Origin of the sequence: Vibrio sp. SBT000027, assembly GCF_963894355.1 — a bacterium.
GTDB lineage: Bacteria > Pseudomonadota > Gammaproteobacteria > Enterobacterales > Vibrionaceae > Vibrio > Vibrio splendidus.
Map to the genome: position 1 here is coordinate 1,302,643 of NZ_CAWQGD010000001.1, position 21,628 is coordinate 1,324,270.

Annotated in this window: 1 protein-coding gene; it reads right to left on the reverse strand. The window is 47.7% G+C overall.

All coding sequences use genetic code 11. The features are described from left to right. Positions 1 to 6: 6 nt before the first annotated feature. Complete coding sequence (locus tag AACU28_RS05590; protein WP_121602534.1) at positions 7 to 21,525, reverse strand: tandem-95 repeat protein; 21,519 nt, start codon at positions 21,523 to 21,525, stop codon at positions 7 to 9. Positions 21,526 to 21,628 lie beyond the last annotated feature (103 nt).

Genomic DNA, 21,628 nt, shown 5'->3' on the forward strand with positions numbered 1-21,628 from the left:
TCTCGATTAAATCGAGCTTTGGTCGAAGTCGTTGCCTTGATCGGTTCCAGTTTGAGAATCTGAATCGAAGCTTCCAGAGTCGTCCGTGAAGTCAACACCTTGATCTTGACCACCTGAACTTGTCCAGTCGCTGCCACCAGATTCCATACCCGCCATGTCCGGTTGCTGCTCTTGAGTAGAACCTTGCATGGTGTATTGATCATCGACCTCAACTTCAACAGAACCGCTTGCTCCGTCTATTGAGCTACCCAACTCGTCGTAACCTTGGAATTGGATTTCGCTAGTCCCTTCGTAACCTTCTGGAAGTTCAACGGATACCGGCTGCTCTAAGTTGCCACTGATTGTGAAGCTACCATCACCGTTATCCAGTGCGTTGCTCACAGTAGCGCCCTCAGGTAAGCCAGACATATCAGCGTAATCAACCGATTCGTTACCACTCACCTCATCTGGAATCGAGATAGAAATAGTATCGCCCGGTGCCGCGGTTACATCTGCTGTACTGTCTTCAGTTTCAGCATCTTGAGCTTGGTCATCAGCTTGTTGAGCCACTTCCACTTGTTGCTCTTCTGTTGCTTGAGCAGCTTGGACTTGTGGTTCATCATTTTGCACTGATTCATCGGCCACTTGGATGCTTACGCTGTGGCTTGATACTTCACCGCCGTCGTTGACTTCAACATTCATTGCTAAGTTGCCATCGAAGTCTTCGTTTGGCCAGTAAGTCCACTCACCTTCGCCAGATTCAGCAAAGAAGCCAGCATCGTTCGCGTCTGCAACATCTACAACTTGTGCAGAATCACTCACGCCTAACTCATCCACCAGCTGTGACTCGGTGATAGTTAGTGAACCATCATCAGCTAAGGCATAACCTTCACTCGCCGCTGCTTCATCACCACCTTGGATTTCCACATTGAAGAAGCTTTCGATGCGATTTTCGCCATCGGTCGCGATAAACCCAACTTGAACATCGCCGGTGTAGTCTTCAGCAGGAGTGAATTGATAGTTACCTTGGTTATCGCTCTCAATTACGCCCTGACCTTCCATCAAGCTTACTGACTCAATGCTCATGCTATCGCCTTCTGCATCGCTCAGGTTCGCTAACATGTCTTCATCAGTGAACGACAAGGTTGCATCCGCTGCGATTTCCGTCGTTGTGATGCTGTTAACTTCTGGTGCTGCATTCTCTTGTGAGTCGCCTTCTTTCACGACTACGCCAGTTTGCTCATCATGAAGCACGCCATCTTTATCAACTACGTACGCAATGTCTGCTTCGCCCGTGAAGCCTGGTGCTGGTGTGAACGTCCAAGTGCCATCGCCATTATCGACAATCTCACCTTGGCTGCGGTCAGCAAGATGAACCAGTTTCACTTCATCATCACTGTCTGCATCCACATTCTCAGCCAATCCGATTAGGTCGTCCGCCGTTAGGATGATGGAATCACCCGCTACAGTTTCGAAATCACCTGAATCGATACCATCATCAAACGCTTCCGGCTCATCTCCGTAATCAACGGTTGTTGCACTTACGGTTACGAAGAACTCACCATGGAAGTCTTCAGGAGGCGTCATTTGAATGTTTGAGATATCCCAATCGAACAGGTCGATGTATTGACCCGGCTCGGTGATCATCACGGTATTCACACCATCTGTTACCTCGAATCCAACAGGGAAACCTGTCATCACTAGATTACTTAGTGTTTCTGAGTCATCGACTAGGCCAACATTCAGTCCTAAGTGACCGGTTTCATCCTCACCGAAAACCAATGGACCGTCATGGTCAGTTGAAATAACCGCGCCATCTGCGACAGGACGTACGTACACAGGAACATCGAGAACAGTTTCGAACTCACCGTCACTCACGACAACTTGTAGGTCAGAAACACCCGCAAAGTCGCCTGTTGGGGTGAATGTCCAAGTACCATCACCGTTGTCTGTTACTTCTCCGCCATCTTCACCGTCTGCGGTGATAATGCGAGAAACAACAAGGTCAGCGGTATCAATATCACCGAACAAGTTCATCAAGTCGCCAGCATCGAAGGTGAACGCGCCATCTTCGTCTGTGGTCATCATTGCGTTGCCGACATTGAATGGTGCGTCGTTAACCGGAATGACATCCACATTCAGCGACCCATCAACCACTTCTTCACCGTCAGTAGCTTGATAACCCAGTTCTACCAAGCCATTGAAGTCTTGCGTAGTCACTAAGTGATACATGCCGTCTGGTTGCTGAGTTAAGGTCGCATTCGCTGGAGCTCGAACTGTGATGCTTTCAATGCTGATCTCATCGCCATCAAGGTCTGTAACTTGACCCGCGATGTAAGCTGGGTCAATCACCATGACCACATCTTCTTCGCCTTGCATCTCAATCATTGGTGCTTCAGGTGCATCATTCACTGGCGTGACATCGATGTTGCCGTCGACTGAAATTGTCTCTTGGCCATCGCTAACGTTAAACGTCATTGGCACATCGCCATTGAAGTTTTCGTTTGGCGTAAATGACCAAGTACCATCTTCGTTGTCTAGCAACTCACCTAAGCTAGGGTCGATTTGTAGACCCGAAGCTGACAGCTCATCTGCGGTGTTATCGATGTCGGTAGCTTGAGCTAACAACATGTCTTGTGTGATAAGGATGGTGCTGTCTTCGGCTGTGGTTAGTTTCACATCCTCAGATTCTGGTCCATCGTTCACAGCCAGAACTTCGATACCCGCCGTTGTTGTCGCAGTTGCACCGTCATCGTCGGTTACTACTACGTCTAGGCTAATATCACCATTAAAGTTCTCGCTTGGCGTGAAGGTCACAGACCCATTATCGTTTTGAACCAAGGTGCCGTCAGAGCCTGAGTAAGTCACGCTTTCAAGCGACACTTCGCCATCAACGTCAGAGCTATTAGCAATTAACTGCTCAGGGCTGATTGTGATGGTGCCATCTTCGTTCATTTGGTAAGACGTAGAACCCGCTACCGGCGCATCATTAACATCCGTTACCGTTACATCAATATTGGCATCGACTGTCTCAGTGCCATCAGTCACTGTGAAGCCAAGGTTTACATCGCCATTGAAGTTCTCGTTTGGAGCAAAGCTGTAACTGCCATCACCGTTATCAGTGAACACACCTTCTGCGCCCGTGTAAGACACATCCGAGATAGACAAGTCATCGCCGTCAATGTCTGCAGCGCCTGCTAGTAGGTCTGCATCCGTGAAGATTAGCGTTCCATCTTCCTCAACGGTGAAGCTTTGGTCTGCGGCTGTCGGTAGGTCATTGACTGGGTTAACGGTTAGGTCGACGCCAGCTTGAACAGTTTCAAGGCCATCTGACACATCGAAGCTTAGGTCTATGTCGCCGTTGAAGTCAGCATCCGGAGTGATAGTAAATGAACCATCATCGTTCGCTGTTACGGTCGCATTGTCACCTGCAGATAGGTTGCTTGCGGTCAGTGCATCACCATCAACGTCGGATGCGTTAGCCAGCAGCTGCTCTTGAGATAGCGTAATTGAACCATCTTCATCAACCGAGTAAGCCACGTTTCCGGCCACTGGTACGTCGTTAACTGCAATGACTTCAATACCAGCGGTGGTTTGAGCGGTAGCACCGTCGTCATCAATAACCGTCACATCAAGGTTGATGTCGCCGTTAAAGTTTTCGTTTGGTGCGAACGTTACCGAACCATCTTCATTTTGAACCAAGATACCGTCTGCACCTGAGTAGCTCACGCTATCAAGCGACACCTCACCGTCCACATCGGAGCTATTAGCAATCAACTGCTCAGGGCTCAATGTGATGGTGCCATCTTCGTTCATTTGGTAAGACGTTGCGCCTGCCACTGGAGCATCATTAACGTCTGTTACCGTTACGTCGATATTTGCATCAACCGTCTCTGTACCGTCAGATACTGAGAAGTCCAGACTTACATCACCGTTGAAGTTCTCGTTTGGTGCAAAGGTGTAAGTGCCATCGCCATTGTCGGTAAGCACACCCTCTGCGCCAGTGTAAGAAACATCGGCAACTGAAAGCTCATCACCATCAATATCAGAAGCACCCGCTAGCAGTTGCTCGTCTGTAAAGGTAAGTGAACCATCTTCTTCAATGGTGTAAGCGACATCTTCTACAACCGCGATATCATTCACTGGATTCACAGTAAGGTCGGCCGTTGCAACAACCGTTTCAGTACCATCAGAAAGGTCGAAGCTAAGGTCAATATCACCATTAAAGTCGGCATCCGGTGTAATAGTAAATGAACCATCATCGTTTGCCGTAACGGTAGCGTTATCACCCGCGGTCAGATTAGCCGCGGTAAGATCATCGCCGTCCACATCCGATGCTTGAGCCAGCAGTTGCTCTTGGCTTAGCGTGATTGAACCATCTTCATCCACTGAGTAAGCCAAGTCACCTGACACTGGTGCATCGTTGACTGCGATAACATCTATACCCGCAGTGGTTTCAGCCGTTGCACCCTCTTCATCAGCAACGGTTACATCTAGGCTGACATTGCCGTTGAAGTTTTCATTTGGTGCGAAGCTGTAAGTACCATCACCATTGTCAGTAAAGATACCGTCTGCGCCTGAGTAGGAAACGTCGCTAACGGATACATCACCTTCAATGTCTGAGCTGTTCGCAAGAAGCTGTGCTTCAGAGATGGTAATCACGTTATCTTCGTCAACGCTGTAGGTCGTTGAACCTGCAACCGGCAAGTCATTAACAGCAATGACGTCGATACCTGCGGTTGTTTCAGCGGTTGCGCCATCTTCATCCATAACAGATACATCAAGACTGATGTCACCGTTAAAGTTTTCGTTTGGAGCAAAGGTGTAAGTACCATCACCATTATCAGTGAATACACCATCAGTGCCGCTGTAGCTTACATCGCTGACAAACACTTCCCCTTCAACATCCGAGCTATTCGCCAGAAGTTGTGCATCGCTTAGGGTGATACTGCCGTCTTCTTCAACGCTGTAAGTTGTAGAACCTGCTACCGGTACGTCGTTGATTGGAACCACTTGAACATCAATATTCGCCGATACAACATCTGTACCATCGCTCACATCGTAAGTTAGGTCGACATTACCATTGAAGTTCTCGTTTGGAGCAAAGGTATAAGTACCGTCGCCGTTATCCGTGAACACTCCGTCTGCGCCTTCGTAGTTAACCGACTCGACAGAAAGATCATCGCCGTCAATATCCGTTGCACCAGTCAGTAGCTGTTCATCGGTAAAGGTCAGCGAACCATCTTCATTAATGGTGTAGTCGTGGTCGTAAATTACAGAAAGGTCGTTAACTGCTGTTACGGTCACGTCTAGTTCCGTTGGAGTAACCCCACCGTTGCCATCGTCTACGTTGTAGCTAATCGAGAATTCACCATTGAAGTTCTCTTCCGGTGTAATGGTGTAAGTACCATCACCATTGTCAGTGATAAGAGCGTTCTCAATAGAAACATCTCCAACACTTGGTTCGTTTCCACCCGTATCACCAGAGTCATCACCTTCATCGCCCGTTAGCAATTCAGAAATATCAATGCCGTTTTCATTCGCGAGCGCTTCTTCTGCCGTTGGCAAGTCGAATGCATTTTGAGTGCCTACATCTTGGCTTGGAACAATAACGCCGTTCACGATATCGAATACATGCCAGTGGTCACCCGATGGGCTTTCAGATAAATCAGGGCTAAAGGTTTCAACCAATGTATCGCCAACAAATACCTGAACCTGTACATCTTCAACACCATCTACATCCCAACTTCTGCTGGTGTAGTTGTGTACTGAATAGTGCATGTCAGCATCTTGGTAGTTTGGAATGGTGATGGTTTCAGGGCCGCCACCATTTGTGTCATCTACATCTTGCTGAACAACGTTACCTTCACCAAGATCATGGCTCATGTCGCGATAGTAAATATGGTCTAGCTCATTGCCATTCTCTGTATCGTAGAGCCATAGGTGGTTGTCCATATCACGTGGACTGTCACCCCATGTGACCACGATACGCATATCTGTTTCTTCAAGTACTTCAGATATTGCAGTTACGCCACCGTTGGTATCTTCACCTGACGGAACCAGGAAGCTGCTAGTAATAGAGCCTTCTTGTTCAATAGTAACGGTACCTTGGTCAACAACAGGACCGCTCACAGAGTAGTTACCTGATTGATCCGTCACCGTGGTGTAAGAGTGACCCGCGCTGTCGGTTAACGTCACATCCGCACCTGCGATTGGGTTGCCGGTTTCAGCATCCAACACGGTACCGGTTACGGTTGTTTCATCACCCGGCTCTCCGATAATTGCAGTCATGTCATCGTCTTCGATGTCAGTTGCGAATTGTAGGAGCTCTTCTTGAGTAATGGTGTATGAACCATCTTCTTCAATGGTTATCGCCACATCAGCAGAAACAATCGGTGCGTCGTTCACTGGGTCAACGGTTAAGCCCAAGTTAGCGGCAATTGGTGTGTCGCCATCGTTGATGCTGTACGCGACATCAATGTAACCATTAAAGTTTTCGCTTGGAGTGATTGAGAATGTGCCATCGCCATTATCGACAATCGTTGCATCGTCACCCACTAAGGTTAAGTCGGAAGCGACAAGGTCATCACCCTCAATATCAGCGGCATTCGCAAGTAACTGCTCCTGCGTGATAGTGATGACATTATCTTCATCAACGTTCGCATAAACATCAGATGTTGTTGGCAAGTCGTTGACTGGGTTTACCGTCAGATCGGCGTTCGCCACAATTGACTCAGTGCCGTCCGAAATATCAAAGCTTAGGTCGATATCGCCATTGAAGTTCGCATCTGGCGTTACCGTAAAGGTGCCATCACCATTATCAACAACGGTTGCATTATCGCCTGCGCTTAAGTTGCTTGCGGTCAGATCATCGCCATCCACATCAGAGGCTTGAGATAGCAACTGCTCTTGAGTCAGAGTAATGGAACCATCTTCATCAATGCTGTATGCCAAATCACCCGATACTGGTGGATCGTTAATTGGAAGAACATCAATACTTGCGCTGGTGGCTACTGTCGCACCGCCTTCATCTGTCACTATGACATCAAGGCTAACATCGCCGTCGAAGTTTGCGTTCGGCGCGAAGCTAAATGTTCCATCGCCATTGTCAGTAAAGATGCCGTCAGCGCCTGTGTAGTTCACGCTATCAATCGCCACTTCACCTTCAATATCAGAAGAGTTCGCCAACAGTTGCTCTGCACTGATGGTGATAACTTCATCTTCGTTTACTGAGTAACTGGTTGAGCCTGCGATTGGCGGATCGTTCACCTCAAGTACAGTGATTCCCGCTGTGGTCGCTTCTGTTGCCCCTTCTTCATCGGTAACAACAACCGCTAAGCTCACATCACCATTGAAGTTCTCGTTTGGCGAGAAGGTGTAAGTGCCGTCACCATTGTCTTCAAAGACACCATCACTGCCCGTGTAAGTCACGCTATCAATCGCAACCTCACCTTCAATGTCTGAAGAGTTGGCTAATAGCTGTTCGTTACTGATCGTGATTGAGTTGTCTTCATGTACGGTGTAAGACGTGCTACCCGCCACTGGTGGATCGTTCTCAGGCGTCACACTCACATCAATGTTGGCTTGAACCGTATCCGTGCCATCTGACACATCAAAGCTGAAGTTCACATCACCATTGAAGTTCTCGTTTGGCGCAAAGCTGTAGCTTCCGTCACCATTGTCGGTAAGCACACCATCAGCACCCGTGTATGTCACACCTTCGACTGTTAGGTCATCACCTTCAACATCCGTTGCACCTGTTAGCAGGTCAGCGTCAGAGAAGTTAAGAACCCCATCTTCACCAATAGTGAATGCTTGGTCTTGTAGCTCTGGCGCATCATTGACAGGTGTTACCGTCAAGTCTAGGCCTGCAGCAACCATGTCTTCCCCATCGGTTACATCGTAACTAAATTCGATATTACCGTTGAAGTTTTCACTCGGTGTAATGGTGAAGCTGCCATCGTCGTTCATTTGAACGGTCGCATTTTCATCATTGGTAGTTAGGTTGATTGCTGATAGGTCATCACCATCAATGTCAACAGCGTGCTCTAGCAACTGCTCTTGAGTTAGCGTGATGCTGTTATCTTCGGCTGTCACGGCACTGATATCACCATCAACTTCTGGAGCATCGTTCGCTGGCGAAATGTGAATCGTCACATCTTGTGTTGCCGTTGCGGTGGTGCCCGTATCAACATCAGTCGACGTCGCATTCACGGTTAGAACCACATCCCCATTGAAGTCACCTGAAGGGATAAACTCTAGCCCTTCTAGCTCACCTGGTTGCAATGACCATGTACCATCACCGTTATCAGTACCTGCAGAAAGCGAGCTGCCTTCCGGCACATCTTCAATCAAAATAGCAAGGTTTTCTGAACCATCGGTATCGGTTAGAGCGGCATCAATATCGAGTGGTACAGGTGTATCTTCGGTACCAATGATTTGGTAATCCGCGTCAGACACTGTGATTTCGATGTTGTCGATACCAAACGACTCATCACTCACACCTTGGTTCAAGGTTGAACCGAAGCCTAACTCAAGTTGGCCGTCTTCAACGGGTACCGTTAGGTTGATTTGGTGTGCTTGGTCGTTCCAACCACTGAAGCCTTCACCTTGCGACACGCCGTGAACAACTTCGCCCACTTCATTGCCCGCTGAATCGTACAACGTTGTCGTGCCATCTTGAGTTTGGAACGCCGAGTTGTCTAACGAAGTAAGCTCTTCGCCGCCGACAAAAATTTGGAATGACTCACCATCCCAAGAATCAATTTCGTAGAAACTGAACGAGATATTAACTTCGCTCACATCACTTGGAATGTCGTAAGTTTTGCTGACAGCTTCATCGCCACCAGTGCCACCAATACGACCCAGCATGTCACCTGATTCGAAGCCTTGTGAGCTTTCAGTACCGGTATTCCAACCGTTTGAGCCAGACTCGAAGTTGTCTGAAGCAATCACTAGGTCAGAAGCAATCGACAGCTCTGGCATATCAACCACAGATTGAACATCAATCGTCGCTTCTGCTGGTACTGTCGCTGTACCGTCATTCACGTCGAACGTAACATTCACATTGCCGTCGAAGTTTTCATTCGGTGCGAATGTATAAGTACCGTCGCCGTTATCAACCAAAGTACCGCTATCTGAAGCCACATTTTCAACCGATAGGTTATCGCCATCAATGTCGCCCGCATTTTGCAGCAGTTGCTCTTCTGTAAAGGTAAAGCTCGTGTCTTCTTGAGTCACAAACTGTGGCTCACCGACAGTTGGCAAGTCATTGACAGGGTTAACGGTAAGATCAGCCGTTGCTTGAAGCGTCGCATCACCATCGGTAATGTCGAAGTTCAAATCAATGTCGCCATTGAAGTTAGCATCTGGCGTGATAGTGAAACTACCATCATCGTTTGCAGTGACGGTCGCATCACCACCAACAGTTAGATTAGCCGCTGTTAAGTCATCGCCATCAACATCGCTCGCTTGAGCAAGTAATTGCTCTTGGCTCAAGGTAATTGAACCATCTTCGTCCATGCTGTACGCCAAGTCGCCCGATACCGGAGCATCGTTAACAGGCAGAACATCAATGCTTGCAGTGGTAGTTGCGGTTGCGCCTTCTTCATCAGTAACGACAACATCAAGGCTTACATCGCCATCGAAGTTAGCGTTAGGTGCGAAGCTGAATGTTCCGTCACCATTGTCGCTAAAGATACCGTCTGAACCTGTGTAGTTAACGCTATCAATCGCCACTTCACCTTCTATATCAGAAGCGTTCGCCAACAGTTGCTCTGAACTGATGGTGATAACTTCGTCCTCGTTGACTGAGTAGCTCGTTGAACCTGCGATTGGTGGATCGTTCACCTCAAGTACAGTAATACCCGCGGTGGTCGATTCAGTTGCACCCTCTTCATCGGTAACGACAACATCAAGGCTAACTTCGCCGTTGAAGTTTTCGTTTGGTGAGAAGGTGTAAGTACCGTCACCGTTGTCTTCAAAGACACCATCAGCGCCAGTGTAAGTCACGCTGTCAACGGCCACATCACCTTCAATGTCCGAAGAGTTAGCAAGCAACTGTTCGTCGCTGATAGTAATGGAGTTGTCTTCATGAACGGTGTAAGACGTGCTACCTGCAACCGGTGGATCGTTCTCTGGTGTCACGCTGACATCAATGTTGGCTTGAACGGTATCCGTGCCATCTGACACATCAAAGCTAAAGTTCACATCACCATTGAAGTTTTCGTTTGGCGCAAAGCTGTAGCTTCCGTCGCCATTATCAGTAAGAACACCATCCGCACCTGTGTAAGTAACGCCCTCAACCGATAGGTCATCCCCATCAATGTCAGTCGCACCTGTCAGCAAGTCTTCATCAGTGAAGTTCAAGATGCCGTCTTCACCGATGCTGAACGTTTGGTCTTGTGGTTGTGGAAGGTCATTAACTGGGTTAACGGTTAGGTCAGCCGTCGCAACCAGCGTATCTGTACCATCACTAATGTCGAACGTTAGGTCAATGTCACCATTGAAGTTCGCATCCGGCGTAATGGTAAAGCTGCCGTCATCATTAGCAACAACCGTCGCGTCCCCATCAACAATCAAGTTAGAAGCAGTAAGGTCGTCGCCATCAACATCACTCGCTTGAGAAAGAAGCTGCTCTTGGCTCAAGGTAATCGAACCGTCTTCCTCAACACTGTATGCCAGGTCGCCTGATACTGGTACGTCATTGATTGGTAATACATCAACCGTAATAAACGTATCAACTTGAGCGCCGTCTTCATCTTGAATGGTCACATCCAACTGCACTTGGCCGTTGAAGTTTTCATTCGGAGCGAAGCTACATGTACCGTCACCATTGATTGAGAAGATACCGTCTGGACCGTCGTAGTTAATCTCAACAAGCTCAACATCACCTTCAATATCAGAAGCGTTCAGCAGAACTTGAGACTCATTGAAAGTCAGTACTGAATCTTCATCGATGGTGTATGACGTTGGTCCAGCAACTGGCGGATCGTTCACCTCAAGGACAGTAATACCCGCTGTTGTTGCTTCAGTCGCGCCATCTTCATCCGTCACGACAACATCTAGGCTAACTTCGCCATTGAAGTTCTCGTTTGGAGAGAAGGTATATGTGCCGTCACCGTTGATTTCCAGAACACCGTCGCTACCACTGTAAGTCACGTTATCAATTGCGACTTCGCCTTCGATATCCGAAGAGTTCGCTAGCAATTGTTCGTTACTGATCGTAATAGAGTTGTCTTCATGAACCGTGTAAGACGTGCTACCCGCAACTGGTGGATCATTCTCTGGCGTCACGCTCACATCAATGTTAGCGCTTACCGTATCGGTACCATCTGATACATTGAACGAGAAGTTCACATCGCCATTGAAGTTTTCGTTGGGCGCGAAGCTGTATGTGCCATCGCCAATATCAGTGAGGACACCGTCTGTTCCAGTGTACGTTACACCTTCAACACTTAGGTCGTCTCCCTCAATGTCCGTAGCACCTGTTAATAGGTCTTGGTCATTGAAAGTTAACACGCCATCTTCGCCGACTGTGAATGTCTGGTCTTGTGCTTCTGGACCGTCATTCACTGGTGAAACCGTTAGCTCTAGGTTGGTAGAGACAACATCATCACCATCAGACACATCAAACGTAAAGCTTACATCACCATTGAAATCAGCATCTGGCGTTAATGTGTACGTACCATCACCGTTATCTGTGATAGTTACGCTGTCATCATCAGTCGCTAAGTTAAGCGCTGTTAGTTGGTCTCCATCGAGATCACGAGCATTGGCTAACAAATCTTCTTGCGTAATGGTGATAGAACCATCTTCTTCTACTGTTGCTGCAACAGGCAGAGCTTCAGGTGCGTGCTCAATGTGCGCCCCTGTCGCGTTAATGTAGATGGTTTGAGAGACCGTTTCAGAATCATCATTCGACAGCTCTGTTGCGGTTGCGGTTACATGAACTTCAAGCTGTTCGTTGAAGTCTTCTGGTAACTGGATTTGTAGTGAATTTTCGATAGCCGTTGTCGGTAAGTTCACCGTACCATCAGGGCCAACGGTCACTTCACCGCTGTAGATTTGGCTGTTCACTTCACCCACATCGATTGTGAAGTTGAAATCTGTGTAGTCAGCATCACCGCCGCCATACAAATCTTCAAAGCCGTAAACCAGCTCGCCGTCTTCATTAACCGTCGTGCGAGTATGTTCGATACCATCTTGGTTTAGCTGAGAGCTTGAACCACCATGGAAGATCGCGTCACCATTCTGGCCTTGAACCACGGTCTCAGTGCCATCTGCCGCAACAAAGACAAGTTGAGGATCAACCGTATCCATGTTCGCAGGCGAACCATCCTCAGCACGGAACTCATATTGACCGTCTTGCATCGCGTCAAAGTCGTTGTGTTGATGCCCGTTTGGAATCAAGAACAGATTGAAACTCTCACCTTCCTCGACTTGGAAGCTGAACTGATCTTGCCCAGGGATAAGATCACCGCCGCCACCCACTTGTGATGCATTCTCGTAGACAACTTCAACACCTGTAATGTTGCCGTCTTCATCGACTTTGTAGTAACCCGCTGCGTTTTGGTATCCAGCGGTTTCGCCTTCAAACGTTACTGTGATTTCAGTATCGTTGTAACTGGTGATACCGTTTTCTTGGTCATTCAGAACGCCTTCATTATCGTATTGAATAACCGAACCTTCTGGAACACCATCCACCGTTACCGTCAGTATTTCTGATAGATCTTGGTCTACTAGCGCAGCCGCAATATTAAGCTCAACAATGCCGCCTGGCTCAACCAAAATAGCTTGGTCATCAACGTTAACGCCGTCGCCATCGGTTATCACAAGATCCGGCGCATCCGCGACTGCTTCAATATGAACGTTAAGGTCTTGTTCAACCTCATCCGTACCGTCTGTCACAGTAAAGCTGAACTGCAGATCACCACTGAAATGCTCTTCAGGAACGAAGCTGAACGTGCCATCGCCGTTATCGGTGACTGTACCTTCATCGCCAGAGTAATTGATGCTAGTAACACTGAGGTCATCGCCATCAATATCAATCGCACCACTCAACAGATCTTCTTGAGTGAACAGGATGCTGCCATCCTCTTCAATGTGATACATGCCTGGAGCAACAATTGGAATGTCATTCACCGGATTAACGGTCAATGTCATATCATTAAACGTGCTCAGCTCGCCGTCGCTCACCTCATAAGTGAATGCAATATCACCGTTGAAGTTTTCAGAAGGTGTCACTGTGTACGTGCCATCACCATTGTCTACAATGCTTGCATTCGGATCGTTGGTTTCAAGCGAAGAAGCAAATAGCTGATCGCCATCTTGGTCGCTCGCATTCTCCAACAGCATTTCTTGTGTAACGAGAATTGAACCATCTTCGTCGACATCTGCCACCATTGGCGTCGCTTCTGGCGCATCGTTGACGAACTCAACTTTTAGGTCGATGTTTGCGGCAACCACGTCAGTGCCATCGCTCACATCAAACGCTAAGTCAACGTTACCGAAGAAGCCCTGCTCTGGTGTTAATGTGTATGTTCCGTCGCCATTGTCTGTGACTTCTACCGTGTCGCTTGCACTCGTCACATTCACAACTGACAGTTCATCACCTTCAACGTCTGTCGCTTGTGCCAGTAACTCAGCTTCGGTAATAGTAATGGCTTGACCGTCTTCCGTAGTGAAAGACATGTCCGGTACATCTGGAGCATCGTTGATAGGGTTTACGGTTAGGTTGAGGTCAGCGGCGACTGTCTCAATCGCATCTGTCACATCGTAAGTAAACTCAATCTCACCAAAGAAATCTGCACTTGGTGTAATCGTGAAGCTACCGTCTGAGTTTTCTACAACAACCGCATTTGGATCGTTGGTCGCAAAGTTAACCGCTTCAAGGTTATCGCCGTCTACATCGGTTGCATTCGCTAACAGATCCTCTTGAGTAATAGTGATTGAACCATCTTCATCAACAGCGGCTTCAATTGGACCACTAACCTCTGGGCCTTCATTGACAATTTCAACGTCAACTCTTGCAGTGCTTGGTGCGCTTGCTTCGCCATCACTGATATCGAAGGTCAGATTCACTTCACCAGAGAAGTTCTCTGCAGGTTCGAAGGTAAAGGTATTATCACCGTTATCCGTTAAGGTACCTTGCGTTTGGTCTGCAAGTAATAGGTTTTCGACATGAAGAATGTCGCCATCAACATCTGTCGCGCCAGACAATAAGTCTTTCGCTTCGATGATCATAGAGCCATTTTCAAGCATTTGGGTGTGCAATGGTTCACCCGGAACCGGCACATCATTGACTGGTACAACCGTTAGGTCTAGGTGCGTTGCAACTTCATCAGTACCATCAAACACCTTGTAGTCGATGTCGATTTCACCATTGAAGTTTTCATTCGGCATGAAGGTAAATGTACCATCGCCGTTGTCGACTAGCTCACCGTTGTCACCACCGTAAGTGATGTCAGAAATAGACAGCGTATCGCCTTCCACATCTGTGGTGTTCGCTAGCAAGTCATCCGCACTGAACGTGATACCTTCATCTTCGTCTGTCGATAGAACAATCGGACCAGAAACGATTGGCGCATCATTCACCGATTCGAAGTTGATGTTGATGATGTTGCTGTCTGTCAGCTCACCATCCGTAACTTGGTAACCGAGTTCGATTTCACCATGGAAGTTTTCATCCGGTGTTACCGTCCAAGTACCATCACCATTATCGGTGAGTGTTGCATGCTCTGAGTTTTCACCCACTAGCTCGAGATTTTCAATATCAAGGTCGTCGCCATCAATATCAGATGCTTGCGCCAGTAGTTGCTCTTCGGTAATCACAACCGAAGCAAACTGGGCAGAACCATCGGTATCGACAGTAATATTTGGAAGATCCGCCGTTAACTCAATTTCGTTGTCACCCGCATGGATGTTCAACTCAACCGTTTCGGTGATTTCTGAACCGTCTACACCAATCGATGTAAACACCGCTTCATCATGAAAAGTTTGTGACACTGTCATGTTTTGAACGACGTAAGTACCATTACCTTGCACGGTACCAAGTTCAAAGTAAGACACCGGTTGATCAACCGTTAGCGTGTAATCTGTCTCGAAAGTACCACGGTCTTCTTTGTGGTAAGTCATCGAGTCAATTAGGTCGCCATCCTCATTGAACGCTTTGATTTCTACTTCTGTAAAGTGACGAGACTCTTCCATGAACCAACCACCCAAACCATCTAGGTGGAAACTGATTTCATTGATGTCTTGACCTTCAACCGAAACAGTCAGTTTCTCATCACCACTCAGGCCTTGACGGTCTGTATCACCAAGTCCGTGACCAATGTGGGTGTTACCATTCCAGGCACCAAGTGGATCATCGTTACTTTGAACGGTTACCGTTAAGTCACCATCTGAGAACTCACGCGTATAAGGGTCTACTTCTGTACCCCAGTCATCCACGCTCGCGTTATCGTCAAACGTACCGATTTGTGTGGTGTGTGTACTTTCAGCCAATGCTTCATCACTAGGAACAAAGCGTACTTCGGTATCTGCAGGAACTTCTTGTCCTACCTCCAGCACCACCCATTCGTCATTGACATTCGCTTCAATGATGCCGTTTTCTGGCGCTTGATCTAAACGTAGTGCAGGTTCTTCACGAAGCGTCACACCAACCGTTTGGTCTTCTTGCGCTTGGATGAATATTTCATCGCCCGCTTCCGGCGCATCGTTGACAGGATTAACCGTCAAGTCGAGTGTCGTCAGAACTTCATTCTCACCATCACTGATGCTGTATGTGAAGTCTAACTCGCCATTGAAGTTTTCTGTGTGCGTAATGGTGAATGAACCATCGTCATTCGCAACAATCGTCGCGTCAGGATCGTTGGTTTGTAGGTTAGTTGCCGTTAGCTCATCATCCTCAACATCGGTCGCATTCGCAAGTAACTGCTCTTGAGTAATGGTGATTGAATTATCTTCGTCTACCTCTGCCTGAATGCCCGAAGTTTCAGGTCCATCATTCACAGCAATAACATCGATGCCAGCAGTTGTGGTTACGGTTGCACCGTCTTCGTCAACGACAACAACGTCTAGTGAAATATCACCATCGAAGTTTTCATTTGGCGTAAAGGTGTAAGTACCATTGCCATTATCAACAAAAGAGCCGTCATCACCGGAGTACGATACTCCTGACAGTGATACATCGCCTTCTACATCGGAAGAGTTTGCCAATAGTTGCTCATCACTGATCGTGATTTGGCCATCTTCTTGAACTGTGTAAGATGTCGAGCCCGCTACCGGTGGATCATTCTCAGGCGTTACGCTGACATCAATAACAGCTGATGTTGAATCAGTATCGTCAGAGACATCGAATGAGAATTGAACATCACCATTGAAGTTCTCGTTTGGTGCAAAGCTGTATGTGCCGTCGCCATTATCGCTAAGAACACCATCTGCACCTGTGTAGAGCACGTTTTCAATCGACAGCTCGTCACCATCAATATCTGACGCGCCTGCAAGCAGGTCAGCATCGGTGAAGAGTAAGGTACCGTCTTCTTCAATCGTGAACTGTTGATCTTGCGCTTGTGGCAAGTCATTAACCGGATTCACGGTAATGTCTAGGCCAACTTGAACTGAACCACCATCGTTATCGATGATATCGAAGTTCAGATCTAGGTCACCGTTGTAGTCTGCGTTCGGTGTGATGGTGTAGCTGCCATCATCATTATGTTGGATGGTCGCATTTTCATCAGTAGATAGATTGATAGCTTCTAAGTTGTCGCTATCAATATCACCTGCTCTTGCTAGCAATTGCTCTTGGCTTAGCGTGATGGAGCTATCTTCATTGATGGTGTAAGCCAAATCACCCGATACTGGCGCATCATTGATTGGCAATACATCAACGTTAATGTGTGTTTCAACCGTTGCGCCATCTTCATCTTGAATGGTCACACCCAGTTGAACCTGACCATTGAAGTTATCGTTGGGTGCAAAGCTGCATGTACCATCACCATTTACAGTGAAGATACCGTCAGAGCCATCGTAGTTAATGCCAACAAGTTCTACATCGCCTTCGATATCCGAAGCATTCACAAGAATCTGAGATTCACTGAACGTCAGAACCGAATCTTCGTCAATGGTGTATGACGTTGGACCCGCAACCGGTGGATCATTCACTTCTAGAACGGTGATGCCCGCAGTGGTTTCATCAATCGAACCGTCTTCATCGGCAACAATAACGTCAAGGCTGATATCGCCACTGAAGTTTTCATTAGGAAGGAAGGTGTAACTGCCGTCACCATTATCTTGGAACACACCATCTGTGCCGCTGTAAGTTACGCTGTCAATCGACACTGCACCTTCAACGTCAGAAGAGTTTGCTAGCAACTGCTCATCAGAAATTGTGATGGCATTGTCTTCGTTGACCATGTACGAGGTTGAACCCGCAACTGGCGGATCGTTCTCAGGCGTCACACTGACATCAATGTTAGCGCTGACCGTTTCTGTGCCATCAGACACATCGAAACTAAAGTTCACATCGCCATTGAAGTTTTCATTTGGCGCAAAGGTATAAGTACCATCACCGTGGTCGGTCAGTACGCCATCACCACCTGTATAGCTAATACCTTCAACGGTTAAGTCGTCGCCATCAATATCGGTGGCACCGGTAAGTAAGTCGGCATCTGTAAATTGCAGCGTACCGTCTTCTGCAATACTGAATTGTTGATCTTGAGGAACCGGCAAGTCATTAACTGGGTTAACAGTAAGATCGGCGGTTGCTTGAACTGTGTCAGTACCATCAGTGATGTTGAATTGAATATCAATGTCACCATTGAAGTTCTCATCTGGCGTAATCGTGAAGCTGCCATCGTCGTTAGCTACAACTGTCGCATCACCACCAACCGTTAAATCGCTTGCTGTTAGGTCTTCACCTTCAACATCAGACGCTTGAGACAACAGCTGATCTTGGCTCAGTGTGATTGAACCATCTTCGTTAACGCTGTAAGCCAAATCACCCGATACTGGTGCATCGTTGATTGGCAGAACATCCACGTTGATGACGGTATCAACTTCTGCACCATCTTCATCACGAATGGTCACATCGAGTTGAACTTGGCCATTAAAGTTCTCATTCGGAGCGAAGCTGCAAGTGCCGTCAACATTTACCGAGAAGATACCGTCAGGGCCGTTGTAGTTAATACCAACAAGCTCAACACCCCCTTCTACATCAGAAGCATTCAGTAGCACTTGTGACTCACTGAAAGTCAGTACTGAGTCTTCATCAATTGTGTAAGACGTTGGGCCTGCGACTGGCGGATCATTCACTTCAAGAACGCTAATACCCGCAGTTGTCGCATCGGTTGCACCATCTTCATCAGCAACAACCACATCCAGTGCAATTTCACCGCTGAAGTTCTCATTTGGCGAGAAGGTGTAAGTACCGTTACCATTGATTTCGAGGACACCGTCGCTACCAGAGTACGTCACGCTGTCTATCGATACATCACCTTCAATATCTGAAGATGTTGCCAATAGTTGTGCATCAGAAATGGTAATCGAATTGTCTTCATTCACCGTGTAGGACGTTGAACCCGCAACTGGCGGATCGTTCTCAGGAGTCACGCTAACATCAATGTTTGCAGACACGGTATCTGTACCGTCTGACACATCGAAGCTAAAGCTCACATCACCATTGAAGTTTTCGTTTGGAGCAAAGCTATATGATCCCTCACCCAAGTCAGTCAGTACGCCATCAGTGCCTTCATAAGTGATGCCTTCAACCGTCAGGTTATCACCTTCAACGTCTGTCGCGCCTGTAAGCAGATCCGCGTCTGTGAACTGTAAAGTACCGTCTTCTGCAATACTGAACTGTTGGTCTTGAGGTACTGGTAAATCATTAACTGGGTTAACGGTTAGGTCAGCCGAAGCTTGAACGGTGTTAGTACCATCTGAGATATCGAAGCTGATATCGATGTCACCATTGAAGTTCTCATCTGGCGTGATGGTGAAGCTGCCATCATCGTTAGCTACAACCGTCGCATCACCATCAACGGTTAGGCTGCTTGCAGTTAGGTCATCGCCTTCAACGTCAGAGGCTTGCGATAGAAGTTGCTCTTGGCTTAGGCGAATCGAACCATCTTCATCGATTGAGTACGCAAGGTCACCCGATACAGGCGCATCATCAACCGCTGTTACGCTTACGTCGATGTTTGCTGACACCGTATCGGTACCGTCAGATACATCGAAACCGAAGTTTACATCACCATTGAAGTTTTCATTTGGAGCGAAGGTGTAAGTACCATTACCGTTGTCGGTAAGAATGCCGTCGCCACCGTCGTAGGTCACACCTTCAACAGTAAGGTTGTCACCTTCGATGTCCGTTGCGCCTGTTAACAGGTCTGCATCAGTAAAGATGAGCGTGCCATCTTCTTCAACGCTGAACTGCTGATCTTGAGGGACTGGCAGGTCATTAACTGGGTTAACCGTAAGGTCTGCAGAAGCTTGAACGGTATTGGTGCCATCTGAGATATCAAAGCTGATATCGATGTCACCATTGAAGTTCTCATCTGGCGTGATCGTGAAACTGCCGTCCTCGTTTTGAGTAACGGTTGCATCGCCATCAACTGTTAGGCCGCCAGCAGTAAGGTCATCGCCTTCCACATCAGACGCTTGCGATAGAAGCTGCTCTTGGCTTAAACGAATCGAGCCGTCTTCGTCAATTGAGTACGCTAGATCGCCAGACACTGGCGCATCATCGACTGCTGTTACGCTTACGTCGATGTTTGCAGCTACCGTATCAGTGCCATCTGACACATCGAAGCTGAAGTTGACGTCGCCGTTGAAGTTTTCATTTGGCGCAAAGGTGTACGTGCCATTAACGTTATCAGTAAGAATACCGTCGCCGCCATCGTAGGTCACACCTTCAACCGTTAGGTTGTCACCTTCAATGTCGGTAGCGCCTGTTAATAGGTCTGCATCTGTGAAGATTAACGTGCCGTCTTCTTCCACGCTGAACTGTTGATCTTGAGGTACTGGTAAATCATTTACTGGGTTAACCGTCAGGTCAGCCGATGCTTGAACCGTATTAGTGCCATCTGAGATATCAAAGCTGATATCGATGTCACCATTGAAGTTCTCATCTGGCGTAATCGTGAAGCTGCCGTCATCATTGGCTACAACCGTCGCATCACCGTCAACCGTTAGGTCGCTGGCTGTCAGGTCATCACCTTCTACGTCAGACGCTTGCGATAGAAGCTGCTCTTGGCTCAGACGAATCGAACCGTCTTCATCGATTGAGTAAGCTAGGTCACCCGAGACAGGCGCATCATCAACTGCAGTTACGCTTACGTCGATGTTCGCAGAGACCGTATCGGTGCCATCTGACACATCAAAGCCGAAGTTTACGTCACCATTGAAGTTTTCATTCGGAGCGAAAGTGTAAGTACCATTACCGTTGTCAGTAAGAATGCCGTCGCCGCCATCGTAGGTCACACCTTCAACAGTAAGGTTGTCTCCTTCAATGTCCGTTGCGCCTGTTAACAGGTCTGCATCAGTAAAGATGAGCGTGCCATCTTCCTCTATTTCAAACGTTTTATCTTCAGGAACCGGCGCGTCATTAATTGGACGTACCGTTAAATCAATTGCGCTGCTAATCGTTTCTTGGCCGTCACTGATGTCGAAAGTAAGGTCAAGTTCACCATTGAAGTCAGCTGAAGGAACTACTGTGAAAGTACCATCACCATTGTCTTGAACGGTTGCATCAGCACCAACTTGAACGTTAGATGCAACCAGTTCGTCCCCATCTACATCACTTGCGTATTCGAGTAATTGTTCTTGAGTGAATGTTATGGAGCCATCTTCATCCATGATGTAAGCCAGATTTTGTTCTGCTTCTGGCGCATCATTTTCACTTTCTACTTGGATTTTGAACGTTTCGCTTACTGTTTCAGAATCAAAGTCATCCTCTACTTCACTGATGGTCTCTTCATCTGAAGCTTGAACATCAACGGCAAATGTCTCTTCGACTGTCTGTGAATCGAGGTCGTCACCGACTTGTTGCTCACCCGATTCAGAAGATGTAGAACTCGACGCTGCAGAGGTACGTGCAGCTTGGCCTTGTTCTTCATTACCTTCAGCGTCTGCTCCACCTGTCGCAGACTCTGCGTTATCGCTACCTACTGCTTGAGCGCCAGCACCTGCTCCGCCACCACTGCCAGCAGCATTGTCCGAGCCAGCTTCCGAAGCCGCACCACCGACTACATTGGATTGTGCTGCGTCTGAATCTCCATCGCTTTCTGGCGTCTCTTCTTGAACAGCCGCACCAGAAGCCGACGCATCTTCAGCATTACCTGCGCCACTCGGATTGTCTTCTAAAGCCTGATTAACCTCGTCGGCCGCATCCGTGTTTTCAGCACCCGTCGCTATTGTCGACGCAATCGTATTCTGTTGATTTTGTTGATTCTGCTGTTGGGAGGGCGTACCCGCGTCGTTCGTGTCCGTTTGTTCTACCGCGTCATTTAGATCTTCATTTTGGTTGTTTTGGTTATTTTCGCCTGCCATTACAGCCTCCGTTGCTACTAGCTAACTGATCGTATTTAGAGGCATTAAAGGACACCATTTTGAAAAACCAAGTTTTTATACAACATTTTTCATATTTTTCTTT

Excerpts from the sequence above, each read along its gene's own strand:
- AACU28_RS05590 (WP_121602534.1), bottom strand. The coding sequence starts at position 21,525 with ATGGCAGGCGAAAATAACCAAAACAACCAAAATGAAGATCTAAATGAC.